General features: G+C 57.1%; 19 protein-coding genes and 1 tRNA gene. 9 read left to right on the top strand and 11 right to left on the bottom strand.

From position 1 onward, the window contains the following. Positions 1 to 108: 108 nt before the first annotated feature. The 5 genes from AC2FIP_RS20175 to glyA form a co-directional block, all read right to left on the bottom strand. Positions 109 to 531, bottom strand: coding sequence for a universal stress protein (locus AC2FIP_RS20175; protein ID WP_058273652.1), 423 nt, complete (start codon positions 529 to 531; stop codon positions 109 to 111). A gap of 77 nt (positions 532 to 608) precedes the next feature. Next, on the bottom strand, positions 609 to 1,979 hold the full coding sequence (locus AC2FIP_RS20170) for an alanine/glycine:cation symporter family protein (RefSeq protein ID WP_496787896.1): 1,371 nt from the start codon (positions 1,977 to 1,979) through the stop codon (positions 609 to 611). A gap of 25 nt (positions 1,980 to 2,004) precedes the next feature. After that, positions 2,005 to 2,949 (bottom strand): lipoyl synthase, encoded by a 945-nt coding sequence (gene lipA, locus AC2FIP_RS20165; RefSeq protein ID WP_281995889.1) that lies wholly within the window; start codon positions 2,947 to 2,949, stop codon positions 2,005 to 2,007. Positions 2,950 to 2,963: 14 nt separating this feature from the next. Next, positions 2,964 to 4,346: a dihydrolipoyl dehydrogenase gene (gene lpdA / locus AC2FIP_RS20160; RefSeq protein ID WP_496787894.1), complete on the bottom strand. Its 1,383-nt coding sequence runs from the start codon at positions 4,344 to 4,346 to the stop codon at positions 2,964 to 2,966. Positions 4,347 to 4,355: 9 nt separating this feature from the next. After that, positions 4,356 to 5,609: a serine hydroxymethyltransferase gene (glyA, locus tag AC2FIP_RS20155; protein ID WP_496787892.1), complete on the bottom strand. Its 1,254-nt coding sequence runs from the start codon at positions 5,607 to 5,609 to the stop codon at positions 4,356 to 4,358. Between the two features lie 180 nt (positions 5,610 to 5,789). Between glyA and AC2FIP_RS20150 the strand changes: the two genes are divergently transcribed. Further along, a complete protein-coding gene (locus AC2FIP_RS20150; protein ID WP_496698867.1) occupies positions 5,790 to 6,359 on the top strand; it encodes a helix-turn-helix domain-containing protein in 570 nt (189 codons plus the stop codon). A gap of 4 nt (positions 6,360 to 6,363) precedes the next feature. On the opposite strand, the gene AC2FIP_RS20145 is transcribed toward AC2FIP_RS20150, so the two are convergent. Continuing rightward, positions 6,364 to 7,242: a LysR substrate-binding domain-containing protein gene (locus AC2FIP_RS20145; protein WP_496787889.1), complete on the bottom strand. Its 879-nt coding sequence runs from the start codon at positions 7,240 to 7,242 to the stop codon at positions 6,364 to 6,366. A gap of 103 nt (positions 7,243 to 7,345) precedes the next feature. On the opposite strand from AC2FIP_RS20145, the gene AC2FIP_RS20140 reads away from it, so the two are divergent. Continuing rightward, a complete protein-coding gene (locus AC2FIP_RS20140; protein WP_496787888.1) occupies positions 7,346 to 8,971 on the top strand; it encodes a GMC family oxidoreductase in 1,626 nt (541 codons plus the stop codon). A gap of 62 nt (positions 8,972 to 9,033) precedes the next feature. Here the strand turns inward: AC2FIP_RS20140 and AC2FIP_RS20135 are convergent, their stop codons facing one another. Both AC2FIP_RS20135 and ychF read right to left on the bottom strand, forming a co-directional pair. Further along, positions 9,034 to 9,537: a GNAT family N-acetyltransferase gene (locus tag AC2FIP_RS20135; RefSeq protein ID WP_496787886.1), complete on the bottom strand. Its 504-nt coding sequence runs from the start codon at positions 9,535 to 9,537 to the stop codon at positions 9,034 to 9,036. A gap of 11 nt (positions 9,538 to 9,548) precedes the next feature. Next, the gene (gene ychF, locus AC2FIP_RS20130; RefSeq protein WP_281995894.1) at positions 9,549 to 10,646 is read right to left on the bottom strand and encodes a redox-regulated ATPase YchF; all 1,098 of its coding nucleotides are present in this window, start codon (positions 10,644 to 10,646) and stop codon (positions 9,549 to 9,551) included. Between the two features lie 194 nt (positions 10,647 to 10,840). Between ychF and AC2FIP_RS20125 the strand changes: the two genes are divergently transcribed. The 7 genes from AC2FIP_RS20125 (at position 10,841) to AC2FIP_RS20095 (ending at position 16,856) form a co-directional block, all read left to right on the top strand. Further along, a complete protein-coding gene (locus AC2FIP_RS20125) occupies positions 10,841 to 11,326 on the top strand; it encodes an acyloxyacyl hydrolase (RefSeq protein WP_496787884.1) in 486 nt (161 codons plus the stop codon). Positions 11,327 to 11,404: 78 nt separating this feature from the next. After that, complete coding sequence (gene trpA, locus AC2FIP_RS20120) at positions 11,405 to 12,196, top strand: tryptophan synthase subunit alpha (protein WP_496787881.1); 792 nt, start codon at positions 11,405 to 11,407, stop codon at positions 12,194 to 12,196. A gap of 150 nt (positions 12,197 to 12,346) precedes the next feature. After that, positions 12,347 to 13,513 (top strand): alpha-hydroxy acid oxidase, encoded by a 1,167-nt coding sequence (locus AC2FIP_RS20115; RefSeq protein WP_496787880.1) that lies wholly within the window; start codon positions 12,347 to 12,349, stop codon positions 13,511 to 13,513. 242 nt (positions 13,514 to 13,755) lie between these two features. Further along, entirely contained in the window at positions 13,756 to 14,409 is a 654-nt protein-coding gene (locus AC2FIP_RS20110) for a 50S ribosomal protein L25/general stress protein Ctc (protein ID WP_142639464.1), read from the top strand. 137 nt (positions 14,410 to 14,546) lie between these two features. Further along, positions 14,547 to 15,227, top strand: coding sequence for an aminoacyl-tRNA hydrolase (gene pth, locus AC2FIP_RS20105; protein ID WP_496787879.1), 681 nt, complete (start codon positions 14,547 to 14,549; stop codon positions 15,225 to 15,227). An 81-nt stretch (positions 15,228 to 15,308) separates the two neighbouring features. Further along, on the top strand, positions 15,309 to 16,472 hold the full coding sequence (locus AC2FIP_RS20100; protein WP_496703561.1) for a serine hydrolase domain-containing protein: 1,164 nt from the start codon (positions 15,309 to 15,311) through the stop codon (positions 16,470 to 16,472). A 9-nt stretch (positions 16,473 to 16,481) separates the two neighbouring features. Then, complete coding sequence (locus AC2FIP_RS20095; RefSeq protein ID WP_496787877.1) at positions 16,482 to 16,856, top strand: DUF2237 family protein; 375 nt, start codon at positions 16,482 to 16,484, stop codon at positions 16,854 to 16,856. A 42-nt stretch (positions 16,857 to 16,898) separates the two neighbouring features. Here AC2FIP_RS20095 and AC2FIP_RS20090 read toward each other — a convergent pair whose 3' ends face one another. From AC2FIP_RS20090 to trpB, 3 genes are all read right to left on the bottom strand, one after another. Then, positions 16,899 to 18,044 (bottom strand): slipin family protein, encoded by a 1,146-nt coding sequence (locus AC2FIP_RS20090; protein WP_496787875.1) that lies wholly within the window; start codon positions 18,042 to 18,044, stop codon positions 16,899 to 16,901. Between the two features lie 402 nt (positions 18,045 to 18,446). After that, a tRNA-Asn gene (locus AC2FIP_RS20085) sits at positions 18,447 to 18,521 on the bottom strand. A gap of 366 nt (positions 18,522 to 18,887) precedes the next feature. Beyond that, entirely contained in the window at positions 18,888 to 20,135 is a 1,248-nt protein-coding gene (gene trpB, locus AC2FIP_RS20080; RefSeq protein WP_281973469.1) for a tryptophan synthase subunit beta, read from the bottom strand. Positions 20,136 to 20,190 lie beyond the last annotated feature (55 nt).

Here is a 20,190-nt window from a genome sequence, read left to right as displayed (position 1 = left end):
TGAACAGGCATCTCCCAACCAGCAAAATCAACCAACTTACCTCCCAACTCAACATGCAAACCATGCAAAGGCGTGCGTTTTAAATCGGTCATATCTCTAGCCTTTCGATCAGCGAGATTGGTCACGAACGACCATGACGGTGCAATGCGCGTTGCGCACCACACGGGCCAGGTTCGGGCCAATTTCATAATTCGGGAAATCGCCTTTGGTCGACGCCATGACGATCAGATCAAAGCCGTCCTTGTAGGCCAGCTTCAGGATTTCGCGGTAGACGCTGCCTTCTTCGACATGCACTTGCACGTCAGAGGCGTTGCCGTGATCCAGTATGGCCTGAACCGCATTGCGCACGTGGTCTTTGGCACCAGCGCCGTAGTTGGCAGGCAGGTTCGGCAATTGGATGATCTCGGGGATGACGGCAACCGCATGCAGTTCGGCACCGTAGAACTTCGCCTGTTCCAGTGCGACCGGCAGGGCCAGTTTCCACGAGCGGTCGTCGGTATGGTCAATAGGCAGTAGGATTTTCGTGGCCATCACGTCTCTCCTCGAGATATGGAATTCTGTTTAAGTGCGGGGGGCCGGAATGGCCCCCCGTATTCTTCAGGGCCGGATTATTCGGCAGGCGTGCCGCCCGGCTCTTCGGATTTGCCGCCCGAGGCAAAGAACTCTTTCGTCAGTTTGAAGACGATCGGGCTCAGCAGGGCCAGGGCGATCAGGTTCGGAATGGCCATCATGGCGTTCAGCGTATCCGCCAGCAGCCAGACAAAGCCCAGATCTGCGGTTGCGCCGAAGTAGATCGCGACAATCCACAGAACGCGGTACGGCATCAGGGATTTAACACCCAGAAGGAACTCGACGCATTTTTCGCCGTAGAACGACCAGCCGAGGATGGTTGTGAAGGCGAAGATCGACAGAGCGATTGCGATCAGAGCACCGCCACCCGGCAGCGACGTGGCGAATGCCAGCGAGGTCAAGGCCGCACCGGATTCACCGGAGGTCCATGCACCTGTGGAGATGATCGCCAGACCGGTGATCGAGCACACGATGATTGTGTCGATGAACGTACCCAGCATCGCGATCAGGCCCTGGTTGACCGGACCTTTGGTCTCGGCTGCCGCGTGAGCAATCGGAGCCGAACCCAGACCAGCTTCGTTCGAGAACACACCACGTGCCACACCAAAACGGATGGCGGCCCAAACGGCTGCACCTGCAAAGCCACCTTCGGCGGCGGACGGCGTGAAGGCGTAGGTGAAGACCAGTGACAGCGCGTTGCCGATCTCGCCGATATTGATGATCAGAACCAAAAGGCCTGCAACAATGTATGCAATTGCCATGGCCGGAACCAGTTTACCAGCAACCGCACCGATGCGGGTGATGCCGCCCAGAATAACGGCTGCGGTCAGGACCATCAGAACAACGCCGGTGACCGAAGTGTTCACGCCGAAGTTCGATTCCAGAACCTGCGCCACGCCGTTGGCCTGCACGCCGTTTCCGATGCCAAAGGCTGCAACTGCGCCGAACAGGGCAAATGCAACGCCCAGCCAGGCCCATTTCGCGCCGAGGCCGTTTTTGATGTAGTACATCGGGCCGCCGACAAAATTGCCCAGCTCGTCTTTTTCACGGTATTTAACCGCCAGAACAGCTTCGGCATATTTGGTGGCCATGCCCACCAGGGCGGTCATCCACATCCAGAACAAAGCGCCCGGACCGCCCAGGAAGACAGCAGTGGCCACACCGGCGATGTTGCCGGTACCAATGGTTGCCGACAGCGACGTCATCAGCGCGTTGAACGGGCTGATCTGACCATCACCTTGGCCTTCGCGGCCAGCAAACAGCAGCTTAAAGCCCGTGCCGATACGCAGGATCGGCATGAATTTCAGCCCCACCTGCAGGAAGAAGCCAACGCCAAGAATGAGGACCAGCATCAGCGGCCCCCACACGACGCCATTGATGGCCCCTACGATTGAATTTAACGCTTCCATGGTATTCCTCCCTAGCGCGTTTGGATTATGCCCCGGCAGCAATCGCCCGTTGGCGAGCTTGCTTGAGGGCGGCAAAGTCTTCGTCCGCGTGGAACGACGAACGGGTCAGCGGCGTGGCTGACACGTGCAGAAAGCCCTTTGAGCGTGCGATCTGCTCAAGCTGGGCGAATTCTTCCGGTGTCCAGAACCGGTCAATCGGGTGATGTTTTGCGGTCGGCTGCAGGTATTGCCCCACTGTCAGAAAATCGACATTCGCGGCGCGCAGGTCATCCATCACCTGCCGCACATCGCCAAGGCTTTCACCCAGCCCGACCATCAGGCCGGATTTGGTAAAGATCTCGGGGTTGGCGCGCTTGGCATCGTCCAACAGACGCAGCGAAGTGTAATACCGCGCGCCCGGACGCACTGTAGGATACAGATGCGGAACCGTTTCGAGATTGTGATTGAATACGTCGGGGGCGGCCGCAAATACCAGATCGGCCGCGTCCCCTTTGCCCAGAAAGTCGGGGGTCAGAACTTCTACCGTTGTGCCGGGATTCTGGTGGCGCACAGCACGGATGGTTTGGGCAATATGTTCAGCGCCGCCATCAGCCAGATCATCCCGGTCAACCGAGGTGATCACGACATGACGCAGGCCCAGCTTTTTCACCGCAACGGCCACACGGCCGGGTTCGAACTGGTCCAGAGCGTCGGGGCGGCCAGTGGCAACGTTGCAGAAGGAACAGCCGCGGGTACAGACCTCGCCCATGATCATCATGGTGGCGTGGCGCTTGGACCAGCATTCGCCGATATTTGGGCAAGCAGCCTCTTCGCAAACGGTAGCCAGATTATGGTCACGCATCAGGCGGCGGGTTTCGTAATACTCTGCGCTTTCAACCCGTTTCTTCCGAATCCATTTCGGTTTACGCGGAATGACACTGTCAGCCTTTTTGGCTTTTTCCGGGTGGCGAGGGCGAAGCTGGATGGTCATCTGGCTGATCCTCTTTAAGCGTGAATCGCACGGCCCAGGGCGTCAAGGCAGGCCTCTTTGACCGCCTCGCCCATGGCAGGGTGCGCATGACAGGTTGCGGCAACTTCAGCAACTGTTGCGCCTTTAGTCATGGCCAGAACCAGCTCGGCAATCAGGTCGCCGCCATGCGCGCCGCAGATATGCGCGCCGAGGATCTTGCCGCTGGGATCGGCCAGCACCTTGACCGCACCGTCAGTTTCGCCGGTCGAGCGCGCGCGCGAATTTGCCATGAAGGCGAACTTGCCGACCGCGTAGTCAGTGCCAGCCTCTTTCAGCGCCTCCTCGGTCAAACCGACCGAGGCGACCTCGGGGTCGGTGTAAACCACGCCCGGAACGGTGTTGTAATCCACATGCCCGGCCTGACCGGCCAGGATTTCGACACAGGCGACGCCGTCTTCTTCGGCCTTATGCGCCAGCATAGGTCCGGGCACACAATCACCAATCGCATAGATACCGGGCGCCGAGGTCTGGAACGCTCCATCGACCTCGATAAAACCGCGTTGGTTGATGGCAACGCCCAGATCTTCCAACCCCAGTCCGCGCGTCACAGGGCGGCGGCCTACAGCGATCAGGACCTTGTCGGCCTCGATCACTTCTTCCTTGTCCTTGCCAACTCGGTCCACGATCAGGGACAGGCCCGCGTCGGTTTTCCCGACCGATTTCAGCGCCCTGCCCAGTTGGAATTTCAGCCCGCGCTTTGACAGGGCGCGCTGTGCCAGCTTGGCGATCTCTCCATCAATGCCGGGCAGAACACGGTCGAGATATTCAACCACCGTGACTTTGGCACCCAGACGCGCCCAGACCTGACCCAGTTCCAATCCGATGACACCGGCACCGATCACCACCAGATGATCCGGCACGGTGTCCAGCGCAATCGCCCCGGTCGAGCTGAGGATATCTTGCTCGTCAATCTCAATCCCCGGCAGCGAGGTGGGCTCGGACCCGGTGGCGATCAGGATGTTCTTTGCCTCATGGATCGTGTCGCCGATCTGAACCTGCCCTGCAGCCGGAATACTGGCCCAACCTTCGATCAGGTCGATACCGTTCTTTTTGAACAGGAATCCGATCCCTTTGGTCAGGTCACCAACGATCTTGTCCTTGCGCCCCATCATCGCGCCGATGTCGATGCTGGCCCCCTCGACCTCAATGCCATGGGAGGAGAGATGGCTGATCTCGGCATATTTGGCCGAGGAGGTCAGCAACGCTTTGGAGGGTATGCACCCCACATTCAGACAGGTCCCGCCAAGAGCACCCCGCCCCTCGACGCAAGCGACATTCATGCCCAGCTGAGCGGCACGAATGGCCGCTACATATCCGCCGGGGCCACCGCCAATAACGATCAGGTCATAGGTGCTCATGATTTAACCTCAATAGATCTGATGGCTCGCGCACAGGGCGCGGACTTTTTCACGAGTTTCTTTTTCGACGGTCGCATCCCCGTCAGAAGACTGAGCCAAAGCGTCCAGCACGTTGCCAATCAGATGACCGATCGTCGTAAACTCTTCGGGGCCAAATCCACGGCTGCATCCGGCAGCGGTGCCCAGACGAATACCACTGGTAATCGTTGGCTTTTGCGGATCGCCGGGAACACTGTTTTTGTTGCAAGTAAAACCTGCACGCTCAAGCGCGGCTTCGGCATCTTTGCCGGTCACGCCGATGGGGCGCAGATCGACCAACATCAGATGGTTCTCGGTTCCGCCAGAAACGATGTCACAGCCTCGCGCCATCATCACATTCGCCAAAGCCGCCGCGCTGTCGACTACGCGCTGCATGTAGGTTTTGAACTCAGGCTTCAAAGCTTCACCAAAGGCTACGGCCTTGCCCGCGATCACATGCATCAGCGGGCCACCCTGCAGACCCGGAAACACAGCCGAGTTGATCTTTTTGGCCAGTGTTTCATCATTGGTCAGGATGATCCCGCCGCGTGGTCCACGTAGGGTCTTATGAGTGGTCGACGTCACCACATGAGCGTGCCCAACAGGAGACGGATGCAGCCCAGTCGCCACCAGCCCCGCGATATGCGCCATATCTGCCAGCAGCCAGGCCCCAACCTTGTCAGCGATTGCCCGAAAGCGCGCAAAGTCGATTTTCTGCGAATAGGCCGATGCGCCCGCGATGATCAGCTTGGGCTTCTCAGCTTCTGCCAATGCCTCGACCTGATCATAATCAATCAGCCCGGCATCGTTCAGACCGTATTGCACCGGACGGAACCATTTGCCCGATTGCGCGGGTTTCGCGCCGTGGGTCAGGTGCCCGCCAGCATCCAGCGACATTCCCAATATCGTGTCACCGGGGCTAAGCAGCGCCAGCTTGACCGCTCCATTCGCCTGAGCACCGGAATGAGGTTGTACGTTTGCGTATTCGCACCCAAACAGTTTCTTCAACCGCTCGATAGCTTCGGATTCGACCTCGTCGACATATTCGCAGCCACCGTAATACCGGCGACCGGGATACCCTTCGGCGTATTTGTTGGTCAGCACAGACCCCTGCGCATCAATCACCGCCTGCGAGACGATGTTTTCAGATGCGATCAGTTCGATCTGATCCGCCTGACGGGCACCCTCACGGGAAATCGACGCAGAGATTACCGGATCGGCCTCAGCCAGCGACGTTTTAAACATGGTCTCCTCCCACGGTTCCGAATCCAAATTGCGAAACTTTGTTTCCTATAGTGGAATTTTCATCCTTAAGGCAACATTTTTCTTACAATGGTGAATTTGATTTTGATTGGAAATTATGCAAGCATCGATAAAACAGGGGGATTTCACGTGGCAGAAGAGAATTTAACGGATGTTTCCGGAATGGACGATCAGGACGAGGGTATGGCTCTGGGCCGCTCGATCCGCGACGCGCGCCGTGCAAAAGGCTGGACATTGGAAGAAGCCGGTCGTGCTGCCGGGATCGGTCGATCAACCCTGTCAAAAATCGAAAACAACCAGACAAAGCCCAGCTTTGATATTGTTCGGCGGCTCACACAGGCGCTTGACCTCAGTACACCGCAGCTGTTTCTACAGTCCGGTCAATCGGGTATATCAGGCCGTCGCGATTATACGCCCAAGGGCGACGGTGAGATCAAGGACACCTCCACATATATCCATGAGTTGCTGTGTTCAGAGCTGACCAGCAAACGGATGCTGCCCTATATCGCGACAATCAAGGCGCGCGACATTTCCGAATTTGAAAACTGGATTCGCCATTCTGGAGAAGAGTTCATGTTTGTCCTCAGCGGAGAGCTGACTTTTGTGTCGGAACACTACCGTCCGCTGCCGATGAAAGCCGGGGACTCGCTCTATTATGACAGTGGAATGGGGCACGGCTGTATTTCAACCAGTACCGAAGATGCCCGTGTGCTATGGGTATCGCTGGAATAGCCCGCTAATAGAGTGACGTCACCCAACTTGCGAAAACCTGTACCTCGATGCGGTCTTCAGCGCCTTTGCGTTTAACCAGATAATGCGAAGGTTGAATGGGCAGGCGGAAATCAAAGGGTGCCACCAGCAGACCCTGCTTAATGTACTCATGGGCAAAGCTCTCTAATACCATGGCCGCACCCTGCCCCGCCGTGACGGCCTGCAAGGCCAAAAGTGACGAATCCATTCGAAGCGTTCTGGAGGGCGCGCCCAAATTGAGCGTGTATTGATCGGACAATCTCATCCAGTCATTCTCAGACCCTTTGATTGTGACGACCCGGCCCTGAGCCAGATTTTGAATGCTCAGATCTGCGCCAAAAGATGCCGCATAATCGGGATGGCAGACCGGCACCGCACATTCATGGCCCAGATGCGAGACGATCCCGTCATCCCAGTCACCATAGCCGAACCGGATATCAATATCGCTTTCTTCCTCTCCAAACCGGTTCGCCCAGACGAAGGTTGAGAGGTCCACTTTGATGTCGGGGTGCAGGTCTTCAAACTCAGCCAGTCTTGGTGCGATTACCAGCCCCGCACATGAGATGGAGGCCCGTATTTTGACCACCCGCCTGCGGGAATTGGTGAAAAGGCCGCTGGTTGCGTCTCTTAACTCGGAAAACGTCTTTTGAACCGGCATCGCATAGGCCCGCCCGATTTCGGTCAGGGCAACCCCGCGCGGCAAGCGTTCGAACAGGGATACGTTTAGATGCTTCTCTAACAACCGTATCTGCTGACTGACGGCCGCTGATGTCAGCCCCAGCTCCTCTGCTGCCGCAGAGAAACTGTTGTGACGCGCGGCAACTTCAAAAGCCCGCAACCAGGTGACATGGGGCAGTTTCGCCATTTCTTACCTTCAATGAAAATTATGCCTAATGGGTAATATACATTGTTTGAATTGACAATCTTTGCGTGCAAATCATGGAGCCTATTACCCAAAACGGTTCGAGATGACGCAGACCTTCGACTATATCATCGTGGGCGCCGGATCTGCCGGCTGCGTGCTGGCAAACAAGCTGAGCGCGTGTGGCAGCCATAAAGTGTTGCTGATAGAAGCCGGCGGAACCGATCGCCGTTTCTGGATCAATGTACCGCTGGGATACGGCAAAACCTTCAACGATCCCAAGGTGAACTGGTGTTACTCTGCCCAGGCTGATCCCGGGTTGAACAACCGTCAGGCCTATTGGCCGCGCGGGCGGGTTATTGGCGGATCAAGCTCGATCAACGCCATGGCATATTTGCGAGGCCTCTCGCATGATTTTGATGACTGGGCCAAGGCAGGCGCAGAGGGTTGGAACTGGGAAACAGTTCGCCAGGCATATGAGGCGATCGAAACCCATGTCGAAAGAGGCCAAACACCTTCCTCCGAGGGCGGCCCTCTCGTGGTAAGCGATGTCAGTGAGGGCATGCACCCGTTTTCGCGCCACTTTCTGGAGGCCTCACGGCAGATGGGCTGGCATATTTCTGACAATCTGAACGGTCAGGACGCCGAAGGGATGATGAACCTGCGCAGCACCGTCAAAAACGGCCGCCGCTGGTCATCCGCTGCTGCGTTCCTGCGCCCTGCTCTGAAACGCGGCAATCTGCGGGTGGTATCCAATGCTCTGGTGCAGAACGTCATTCTGGATCAGGGCAAAGCCACCGGTGTCCGCTATCACGTTGGGGGTCAGGTGGTTACGTCCTTCGCGATCCGTGAAGTCATCCTGTCTGCGGGAGCCGTAAACTCGCCACAGCTCTTGCAGCTTTCGGGGATCGGGCCTGCGAACCTATTGAAAAGGCACGGCATCAAAGTGCGCCATAACCTGTCGCAGGTTGGACAGGGATTGCAGGATCATCTTGGCATATCCCATTTCTTTCATGCGACCGAGCCGACATTGAATAATACGCTTGGCAATCGGTTGGGACAGATGTTGTCCGGTATTCGTTATATGTTGACCCGCAGCGGGCCACTCAGCGTCCCCGTCAACCAGGTCAGCGGCTTTGTGCGTTCGGACGAAACCGCCGAATTTGCTGATATGCAAATCTATTGCAATCCGATGTCCTATAAGACCGACACCAAAGGACAGCCGGGCGTTGATACCGAAGCAGGCTTTCTTCTGTGCGCCCAGCCCTGCAGGCCGACAAGCAGAGGGGAGATCAACATCCGTTCGGCAGATCCCATGGATTCACCCGCCATCCAACCGAACTCTCTCTCCACAAACCATGACTGCGACATGGCTATCAAAGCGGGTCGGGTGTTACAGAAACTGGCGCAGACTGAGGCGATCCGCAGTGTTACGCGGACCAGGATAGAACCAGATGTTACGCGGATGAATGACGACCAGATGTTAGAGAATTTCCGCGCCAACGCCGGAACTATATTTCATCCAAGCTGTACATGTCGCATGGGGACATCGGAACAGGATTCAGTTCTGGATTCTCGACTGCGGGTGCATGGGGTGGCAGGCCTTAGGGTGGTCGACGCGTCTTCGTTTCCAAGCATCACCTCAGGCAACACCAATGCGCCTGTGATGATGCTGGCCGCGCGCGGCGCGGACCTCATTCTGGAAGATGCCACAAAGCGCATGAACGCTTGAAGCAGAAGGAAAGAAGACCATCTTACAGAATATTTGGTCTGGAAAGGGGCCTCTTTCCCTGATCAGGAAAAGTGCAACGCATAGACGTTGTTCAAATACTTCTGATCGTCGATCTGAAAGTGGGTCTCTCCAATGAACTCAAAACCCTTGGCCAGATAGAACTTGATGGCCGAGGTGTTCTCAGCATTGGTCATCAGCCAGACCACGTCTGCCCCCTGATCCCGGCAATGATCCAGCGCGGCTGCCAAAAGACGACTTCCGATGCCTTTTCCGTGATGGCGCGGCTGGACGTAGAATGTCGATATCTCCATGCCCCACCACCCGGAAACAGGGGCGCTGCGTGCAGGGGAAACACGGATGAACCCGTCGATCCCTGCGCCATTGTCGGACACCAGAATGAACTCATCCGGGTTTTGAATCTGCTCTAGGATTTTGCCTGGCGTAAATTCCGACAAGGCGAAATCTGCAAAAATCCCACTGACACCATGTTTGAGGTAGGTTCCGATCCAAACCTCAATCGAGATGGCAGCGATACTGGACGCATCTGACTTTTCTGCAGTTCGCAATGCCAAGGCGCTTAGGTATTAAACAAGAAGTGCATCACATCGCCATCCTTGACGACATAGCCCTTGCCTTCGGCGCGCATCTTGCCTGCCTCTTTGGCGCCTTGCTCTCCGTTTGCCGAAACATAGTCGTCATAGGCGATCGTTTCAGCACGGATGAAACCCTTTTCGAAATCGCCATGGATGACGCCAGCAGCCTGCGGCGCGGCGGTGCCGGTGCGGATGGTCCAGGCACGGGCTTCTTTCGGGCCGACGGTGAAATAGGTTTCCAGCTTCAGCAGGTCGTAGCCTGCGCGGATCAGACGGTCGAGACCTGGCTCTTCCAGCCCCATTTCCTCGAGGAACATCTGCGCTTCGTCCTCTTCCAGCAGGCTAATCTCTTCTTCGATCTTGGCACTGATAATGACGTGCGAGTTGCCTTGCGCTGCGGCCATTTCAGCCACACGGGCTGAATATTCATTGCCCTCGGCGGCCTCTTCTTCCGAGACATTGCAGACATAGAGAACCGGTTTGGTGGTCAGCAGTTGCAGCATTTTCCACGCCTTATCGTCTTCGTCGCTAACTTCGACCAGACGCGCGGGTTTGCCGTCTTCCAGCATGGCCTGCGCTTCGGCAAGCAAACGTTCCTGTTGCTGTGCCTCTTTGTCGTTGCCCTTCAGCTTGCGCACCAGATTGGCACGGCGCTTTTCGATGCTTTCCAGATCGGCCAGCATCAGTTCGGTCTCAATCGTATCGGCATCCGCCACGGGATCGACGCGGCCATCGACATGGGTCACATCACCATCTTCGAAGCAGCGCAACACATGAGCGATGGCGTCAGTCTCACGGATGTTGGCCAGAAACTGGTTGCCCAACCCCTCGCCCTTTGACGCGCCCTTTACCAGGCCCGCGATATCCACAAACGTCATTCGCGTCGGGATGATCTGCTTTGAACTTGCAATCGCCGCCAGCTTGTCCAGCCGGTCATCGGGCACCGCCACATCGCCCACATTGGGTTCAATGGTGCAGAACGGGAAATTCGCCGCCTGAGCAGCCGCTGTCTTGGTCAGCGCATTGAAGAGAGTCGACTTGCCCACATTCGGCAAACCCACGATTCCCATTTTAAAGCCCATCTCGGCCTCCTGAAGCGATACGACGGCGTCTTCTATTCACGTCCGGGCAAATGCGCAACCCGGACGGCGGCAACAGGTCGAGTCCCAGTTGCAACATCACTTATCTGTTAATCAAACGTGTACTTCGAATACTTGATTTTGCCACTGCCACGTCACCAACTGACAGGGAGTTGAGAAAACCAAGAAGTACCGAGATGAAAACACTTTTCTTAATGAGCACTTTGCTGGCCACCACGACCATGGCACACGGGCAGTCCATCGTATTGGGAGCAGGATATGCGGATTTCACCCACACCAGCAGCAATGATCAGGCGGTCGTGTCACTGGAATATCAGCACAGCCCGTTTCACGAAGCCACGCGCCTCAGTGCTGGCTGGGGTGTGGCCCTGACGGTGGATGCAGATGCCGACACGCATATTGGCGCCGGTTTGGTCGGTCTCTATACGATCTCTGATCGGTGGTTTGCAGAGGCCAGCGTGATGCCTGGTTACTACAACGCCTCAAATGATGACAATGATCTCGGCGGAAATTTCCAGATCCGCAGCCTTTTCGGAATTGGATATGCCCTGGAAAACGGAAACAAGCTCTCGCTGGCCATCACCCATATTTCGAACGCGAGCACGGACAGTTTCAATCCCGGCGTCAACTCAGTGTTCATGCGTTATCACTACGGGTTCTGAAGCAATCTGGCGCGGCGGGATTGATTTCCGTGCAAAGTTTCTGCACATCAGGTTCAAATCCGTATGCAAGGACCGCAGATGACCCGTATCGACGCCAAGTTCGCCGCCCTCAAGGCCGAGGGCAAAAAGGCCTTCGTATCCTACATCATGGCCGGTGACCCCGATTTCGACACCTCGCTTGAGATCGTCAGGGGCTTGCCCGGTGCCGGTGTCGACGTGATCGAACTTGGGCTGCCGTTCACCGACCCGATGGCGGATGGCCCGACCATCCAGGCAGCAGGACAACGCGCCCTAGAGGGCGGGATGACCTTGCAACGCACACTGGATCTTGCACGTGCTTTTCGGGAAACGGATGATACAACGCCTATTGTGCTAATGGGGTATTACAATCCCATCTACAGCCGCGGTGTGGAAAGGTTTCTGGCGGACGCTACTGAGGCTGGCATCGACGGCCTGATCGTCGTTGACCTGCCCCCCGAAGAAGATGACGAACTTTGTCTGCCTGCACAGGCGGCTGGATTGAACTTTATCCGCCTCGCCACGCCGACAACGGATGACAAACGGCTTCCGCGCGTTCTTCAGAACACTTCGGGATTTGTGTATTACGTTTCGATCACCGGGATCACGGGCGCTGCCGAAGCTCAGGCGACGAATGTGGGCCCCGAGGTCTCTCGGATCAAATCCGCCACGGACCTGCCGGTGATCGTGGGCTTTGGCATCAACACTCCTGAAAAATCACGAGCCATCGCAAGCGTTGCTGACGGCGCCGTGGTCGGTTCGGCCATTGTCAGTCAGATCGCCGCCGGAAAACCAGTTGATGAGGTTCTGAGTTTTGTGAAATCGCTGGCAGATGGGGCGCATTCGGCCTGATCCACCTACCAGATTCATGATCTTGACCGCAGTCGGCGCAACCCGGCTGCGGTTTTTCTTTTGCGGCCTGACAAAGTGCAATTCGCGCCGTTGCGGGACCCCCAAAAAATTGGTAAGGAAAAAGGACCAATCCTTCGAAGGCCGCATCTCATGCCCGTTATCACCAGTATCCAAGACCTCAAACGCATCTATGAACGACGCGTCCCGCGCATGTTCTTTGACTATGCCGAAAGCGGTAGCTGGACCGAGCAGACCTTTCGCGAAAACAGCTCGGATTTCAAAGATATCCGCCTGCGACAGCGGGTTGCAGTTGATATGACCGGGCGCACGACTGCGTCACAGATGATCGGGCAAGACGTTGCCATGCCTGTTGCCCTTGCCCCCATAGGCCTGACCGGCATGCAGCACGCGGATGGTGAGATCAAAGCCGCCAAAGCAGCCGAGGCTTTTGGCGTCCCCTTTACCCTGTCCACGATGTCAATCAATTCTATCGAGGAGGTGGCCGAGAACACCACTGCGCCCTTCTGGTTCCAACTCTACACCATGAAGGATCAGGACTATGTCTCTCGGCTGATCCAACGCGCCAAGGATGCAAAATGTTCGGCCCTTGTGATCACCCTGGACTTGCAAATACTCGGGCAGCGCCACAAGGACCTAAAGAATGGTCTGTCCGCGCCGCCAAAGCTGACCCCCACGACCATCGCCAATCTGATGACAAAATGGGCCTGGGGCATCGAAATGTTAGGCGCCAAACGGCGGAACTTCGGCAATATTGTTGGCCATGTTGATAATATCACTGATACAAGATCGCTGGGCACATGGACGGCCGAACAATTCGACCCCAGCCTGGATTGGGGCAAGGTTGAAAAGCTGATGAACCAATGGGGCGGCAAGGTGATCCTCAAGGGTATCCTGGATTCCGAGGATGCCAAGATGGCCGCCAAGCTGGGCGCCGATGCCATCGTGGTTTCGAACCACGGAGGTCGCCAGCTGGACGGGGCGCTCAGCTCCATTCGCGTCCTGCCCGAGATCATGGACGCCGTCGGCAATGATATCGAGGTGCATCTGGACAGCGGCATCCGATCTGGCCAGGACGTTCTGAAAGCACTGGCACTTGGCGCGAAGGGCACCTTTATCGGGCGCGCCTTTGTTTACGGTCTTGGCGCAATGGGCCAGAAAGGCGTGACCACGGCACTTGAGATCATTCAGAAAGAACTTGATACGACCATGGCGCTTTGCGGTGAACGCAATTTGAGCGATCTGGGCCGGCACAATTTGCTTGTCCCGAAAGACTTCGGAGGGAGCTGGACAGATTGATCGCGCGCATGGGGCTCTACCCCAGTCGCCCTTTGGCCGCCTCGCCCGATATATTTAGAGCCAGTTGAAGAAAGGATTCCTTGCTCCATCTGGCCGAAAATACTTCGGAGCGCGAGACGGAGCCTCGTAAAATAGACGAGCTGCAAAAACCCCTTTCCAAACTCAATGAATCAAGCTAAGGACGCGGCTTCACGCGGGTATACAGCCTTGGAGGATACCCGCCCTAACATTGGAGAAATATCATGGCTGGAGAGATTCCTGATCTCGTAGCTCTGGAACGGACGGGGACAGGCAAGGGCGCCGCTCGTCAGGCACGCCGCGACGGCATGGTTCCGGGCATTGTTTTTGGTGGCGACAAAGAGCCGCTGCCGATCCAGATCCCGTTCAACGAACTGTTCAAGCGCCTGAAAGCGGGCCGGTTCAAGTCGACATTGTGGAACCTGAAGGTTGAAGGCCAGGAAGACGTTCGCGTCATCTGCCGCGACGTTCAGCGTGACGTTGTCAAAGACCTGCCGACCCACCTGGACCTGATGCGCCTGCGTCGGACCACCAAGATCGCACTGTTTATTCCGGTTGATTTCATCAACGAGGAAGAGGCCCCCGGCATCAAGAAAGGCGGCGTTCTGACCGTTGTCCGTCCTGAGGTCGAGCTGATGTGTACCGCTGGTGAGATTCCTGAGAAGATCACCGTTGATCTGACCGGTCTGAACATCAACGACGTTGTCACCATCTCGTCGGTCGATCTGCCTGCTGGCACCAAGCCGACCATCGACCGTGACTTTGTGATCGCCAACATCTCGGCCCCAACCGGCCTGGCTACAAGCGATGACGAAGAGGGCGAAGAGGGTGATGTTGCACCCGATGAAGTCGAAGTCGTCGGAAGCGAAGAAGAATAAGGCCGGATCCAAAGTTTCGGTTTTTGTGACGGGGCCCCATTGGGGTCCCGTTTTCTTTTGCCCGTTGGGCTGGAAAATCGGCCCCAATCCGTGCCATCAACCAGTTGCGATATCGCGCTTGAGACAAGGACATGACGATGAAGCTGTTTGTCGGCCTGGGAAATCCCGGATCAAAATATGCTCGAAACCGGCACAATATTGGCTTTATGGCCGTTGACCGGATCGCCGAGGATTGCGGCTTTGGTCCTTGGAAATCCAAATTTCAGGCCGAAATCGCCGAAGGGCGGCTGGGTCAAGAAAAGGTTTTGCTTATCAAGCCTCAGACCTTCATGAACCGGTCCGGTCAATCGGTGGGCGAGGCCATGCGGTTTTACAAGTTGGATTCGACCGACGTCACTGTCCTGCATGATGAATTGGATCTGGCGCCGGGTAAGGTCCGCGTCAAGGCAGGCGGAGGCCATGCCGGTCACAACGGGCTTCGGTCGGTCCACGAACATATCAGCCCAGCCTATGATCGGGTGCGCCTTGGGATCGGCCATCCCGGGCGGAAAGAATTGGTTTCGCCATATGTCTTGGGCGATTTCGCAAAGGCTGACAGCGACTGGTTGGAAGATGTCCTGCGCGGCGTTGCAGATGGCGCAAGACACCTGGCCAATGGCGATGGCGGTAAGTTCATGAACGCCGTTGCCCTGCGAACGGCACCGCCGCGTTCGTCCAAGTCACCGTCCGAGCACCCAAAACCAACGGCCCAGACCATTACCGAACCCGCCGAGGACAGCAGGTCAGCCATGCAGAAGCTGATGGACAAGTTCAAATAGCGCCCTTGCCGTTGCCCCTACGTCCGGATTGCGGAATTTTCCCGGGCAGGCTCCAATACCGGCAATCATGGGAGGCGACAAATGAGAGCTTTGTTTAAATGGGTGCTGCGTATCGCGCTGATGCTTGTGCTGGCAGCCGCCGTTGTCGGGTTCTGGAAACGCGAGGAAATACAACGCTTGATGGCGGTGAACTCATTGTTTTCCCCCGAAAAGATCGTTCACAATTTCTCGCATATGGATGCAGCTTTCAAAACCGTCAACTTGCCGCGCGGGGATGGGGCCACATGGGAATTGCCTTACGGGCCCGGGTTTGACCTGCCAGCAGGCACGGATCAATGGATCGAAGACCGGTCGGTCACATCCTTGCTTGTGATGCAGGGCGGGCAGATCCGGTTTGAGGAATACTATCTGGGCACCACACCAGACGATCGACGCATTTCGTGGTCGGTTGCCAAAAGCTATCTTTCTGCATTGTTCGGCATATTGCTGGACGAAGGCGCAATCGCCTCATTGGACGATCCTGTCGTGCAATACGTACCCAAACTGCAAGGCACGGCCTATGATGGTACGACGATCCGCAACGTGTTGAACATGGCCAGCGGTGTGACCTTCAACGAGGATTATCTGGATTACAATTCTGACATCAACCGGATGGGTCGAGTGGTCGCCTTAGGCCGAGAACTGGACGATTTTGCCGCCTCGCTGCAGGACAGTTTCGCAACACCCGGAGAAACCTGGAAATACGTGTCAATCGACACCCATGTTATCGGTATGGTGGTCCGAGGAGCAACCGGTCGCAGCGTGGCCGAACTGCTTACAGAGCGCATTGTACAGCCGCTTGGGCTGGAGCGGGATGGCTATTACGTGACCGACGGGGCCGGAGTTGCCTTTGTTCTGGGCGGCTTGAATTTCACCACCCGCGACTATGCGCGTTTCGGTCAGATGATCCTGCAAAACGGGGTTCATGATGGGCAGCAACTGGTACCGGCCGAATGGATCGCCGCTTCGGTCCTGCCCAGTGCCCCGACCGCATCGGGCAAGATCGGCTATGGATATCAGTGGTGGATTCCCGTGGGCGCGCATGAGGGCGAGTTCATGGCCCGCGGCGTCTATGGTCAGTATATCTATTTCGACCAGCCGCGCGGGGTGCTGATCGTGTCCACCGGAGCCGATCGCAAGTTTCGAGACCCTGGCGTGAATGAGATCAACATAGAAATGTTCCGCAAGATTGCGCAAAGCCTGTAAGATGCTCTTATGCAGAAACAGGAAAGCATAAATGTTCTGGGGGGCGTGCTCGCCCCTTGCTCCCGCGATCCGCTGACCGGGTTCTTTCGCGATGGCGCCTGCAATACCTGCCCCGAGGATCAGGGCAGCCACACGGTTTGCGCGGTAATGACGGTCGAGTTTCTGGCCTATTCGAAATATGTCGGCAATGACCTCAGCACGCCGCGCCCCGAGTATAATTTTCCCGGGCTGCGTGCCGGTGACAGCTGGTGTCTATGTGCGGGTCGCTTCCTGCAAGCCCATGACGAAGGATGCGCGCCCAAGGTTCATCTTGAGGCGACACATCAACGGGCGCTGGACATCGTGCCTCTGCGCATTCTCAACCAACACGCGGTTCAGGACTAGGCAGACCGGCCCGGGATCACCCGGACCGGCCCTTATTCGGGATCAATCCCGCAATTTCACAAGGTCAGACATCAGGCCCTCGGTTCCGTTATGAACCGTCAGCCGCTCGACCTTGCCGGCGATGGTTTCCAGCGCTTCCAGCTCTTTCAGTCGCAGCATCACCGGGTTTTCCGCCATCACTTTCGCGGTGTTCAGCAAAGACCGCGTGGCGTTGGTTTCTTCCCTCCGCCGGATGACGTTGGCCTCGGCCTGTTTCTCGGCAGCGACTACGGCGGTCAGGATTTCGCGCATCTCGCCGGGCAGGATGACGTCTTTCAACGCGATCTCACCCACTTCGATGCCGATCCCGGCCATTTGTGTCCGCACCCGATCCGCAGCCTCGGTGTCAACGCCCACCTTCTCGGCAAGTAGCCGGTCAAGCGTCATCGACCCAAGGGTCTTCCGGAACGCCAGTTGCAGGGCCCGGTGCAGGGCCTGATCAAAATCCTTCACCGCCCCCACCGCCTTGACCGGATCGACGACCCGGTAATCGGCGCTGAGGTTAACCCGGATGGTCACCCGGTCCTTGGTCAGTATCTCTTGACCCGTTACCTCATGGGTTCGTTGCCGCAGGTCGATCTGCTTGACCTCGACGTTCCGGCCCACCTTCCAGAAGGCATGCGCGCCGGGGTTCAGCCGATCCACCAGCACGCCATCCACGGTCAGCAAACCGACATGCCCTTCGGCAATCTCGACCCGCGTCAAGTGGATCTGCAGCCCCACCCGAACCAGCCGCTGCGCGACCGCTTTGGGCACAACCATGGACTCGGTCAGCGCGTGTTGCTCAACGGCCCAGGGGCCCGCATCCTTCCAAACTAGCGCCCGTACTTCGGGAATCAGCACTCGAGCGGGCACGCCATCCCGAAGCAGAACCAGAACCTCGTCGGGCCCTGCCCGAAACTCGGTCAGGTGCGCCTCGGTCAGTTCGGGCCGGTTCTGCATCAGCGCCCGCTCATAGGGCGACACGAAAAAGAGAGCCTCCAGATCGTGCAGCTCGGTCAGCACATCCCTGCGTGGCAGCCGGTGTTTCCCGGGGCCGAGGATGGTGTCAATTACCCCCTTGCGCAAAACCAGCATCCGCTGGGTCTCGGTCAGGGTCAGCCGTTGATGACCGGTCAGCCGGTCGATCAGATCTTGGAATAGTGTCATTTCATTTCTCCTTTTCGTCTCGCTCTATCGTCGTCGCAAAAGCGAACTCCTTTTCATGTTTTCAGTGGGTTGCACCCCGATTGGGTGACAGGTGTGAAGCCTTCGGATGAAGGCTGTGAAAGACCCGGGCATCCCCCGCGCCGTGTCCTTTTGCGAGAGGGTCAGAGAGAGGGGCGCGGGACCAATGCGCCGCCTGTTCCCAAGGGATCAAGCAGGGCGCCAATCCAGCGACACCGTCATCTGCCTTCCGGCTCAAGACCAGAGCAGCGAAGACCCCTGCCCCGCCCGGCCGAAGCCTGACGTAGCGCGGTGCCACCCCTGCTGGGGAACACCCGGACCTTAATGATTTGGACCGTTTTCACGGACCGGCGTTGAAGGCCGGTGCTGACCTAACAGCGTTTGTTCAAATGGCGGGACTCGAACCCGCTACACATCGATTAACAGTCGATTGCTCTAACCAGAATGAGCTACATTTGGAGCTTTGGAAGGAGTCGAACCTCCGCTCACAGATTTGCCATCTGCCGCTCTTCCACCTGAGCTACAAAGCATGTACCAATCCCCGGTTTCGGCCCTGGCATACGGTTTCGGCAGCGCCGTCCGCACCGAGAGAGTGATCACCTCTGCTCGCTAGGGTCCGGCCCGTTTTGACCGGTAACGGCGGGTTTAGGCGAAGGGGCAGGATTCGCTCAATGATATTCTGAGAGGTGGAAATGCACCTGTGGCGGGTGCGCAACAAAATTACCCAGCTGCGCAACATTCGAAAAGCCGCAGGCTGGAAACCAAAGCTGCACACCGTTCAAAGGCACACAGCTTTTGTCAGAAATTTCAAATTTTACCGCCTGGTCAATCGGCGCTGCGACCTTCGGTATCCGACATGTCGAAGTTCAGATATTTCGCCACGGTCTGAACATCCTTGTCACCACGTCCACACATATTCATGCAGATCAGGTGATCCTTGGGCAGATCCGGCGCGATCTTCATCACATGAGCCAGCGCATGGCTAGGTTCAAGCGCCGGGATGATGCCTTCGGTTGCACAGCAAAGCTGGAACGCCTCAAGCGCCTCTTTGTCGGTGATCGACACATATTGCGCGCGGCCGATATCATTCAGCCATGAATGTTCAGGGCCAATGCCCGGGTAATCCAGACCAGCCGAGATCGAGTATCCTTCGAGGATTTGCCCGTCATCATCCTGCAGCAGATAGGTGCGGTTGCCATGCAGAACACCGGGGCGGCCGCCGGTCAGCGAAGCGCAATGTTCCATCTTGTCGTTCACGCCCTTACCACCGGCTTCGACACCGATGATGTTGACGGATTTATCATCCAGGAACGGGTAGAACAGACCCATTGCGTTCGATCCACCACCGATGGCGGCGATGAGCGTGTCGGGTAAACGGCCCTCAGCCTTGTGCATCTGTTCCTTGGCTTCCTTGCCGATGATCGACTGAAAGTCGCGCACCATCGCCGGATACGGGTGCGGGCCAGCAACAGTACCGATGCAATAGAACGTATCGCGCACGTTGGTCACCCAGTCACGTAACGCATCGTTCATCGCGTCTTTCAATGTGCCACGACCTGACGTCACAGGGATCACTTCGGCCCCCAGCAGGCGCATGCGGAACACGTTCGGGGCCTGTCGCTGCACATCATGCGCGCCCATATAGACCACGCATTTCAAACCGAACTTGGCGCAAACGGTGGCTGTGGCCACGCCATGCTGTCCGGCGCCGGTCTCGGCAATGATCCGGGTCTTGCCCATGCGCCGCGCCAGAATGATCTGGCCCAATACGTTATTGATCTTGTGCGCGCCGGTGTGGTTCAGCTCATCGCGCTTCAGATAGATTTTGGCGCCACCCAGATGCTCGGTCAGGCGCTCGGCATAATATAATGGTGAGGGGCGTCCCACATAGTTAGCCCACAGATCGTCCATCTCGGCCCAAAATGTGGCATCGTCCTTGGCCTTTTCATATTCCTCTTCCAGCGCCAGGATCAGCGGCATCAGCGTTTCGCTGACAAAACGCCCGCCGAAAATGCCGAATCGGCCCTGCTCGTCTGGGCCGGACATGAAGGAATTGAAAAGATCGTTGGCCATGGGTGTCTCCATCGTCGTACCCGTTGTTCATAGGAGGTAGCGGCGGGATTTGCCA

The organism is Ruegeria sp. CDSB114, assembly GCF_059611025.1.
The sequence above is the reverse complement of the archived record's forward strand: the minus strand, read 5'-3'. Positions and strand labels throughout refer to the sequence as shown.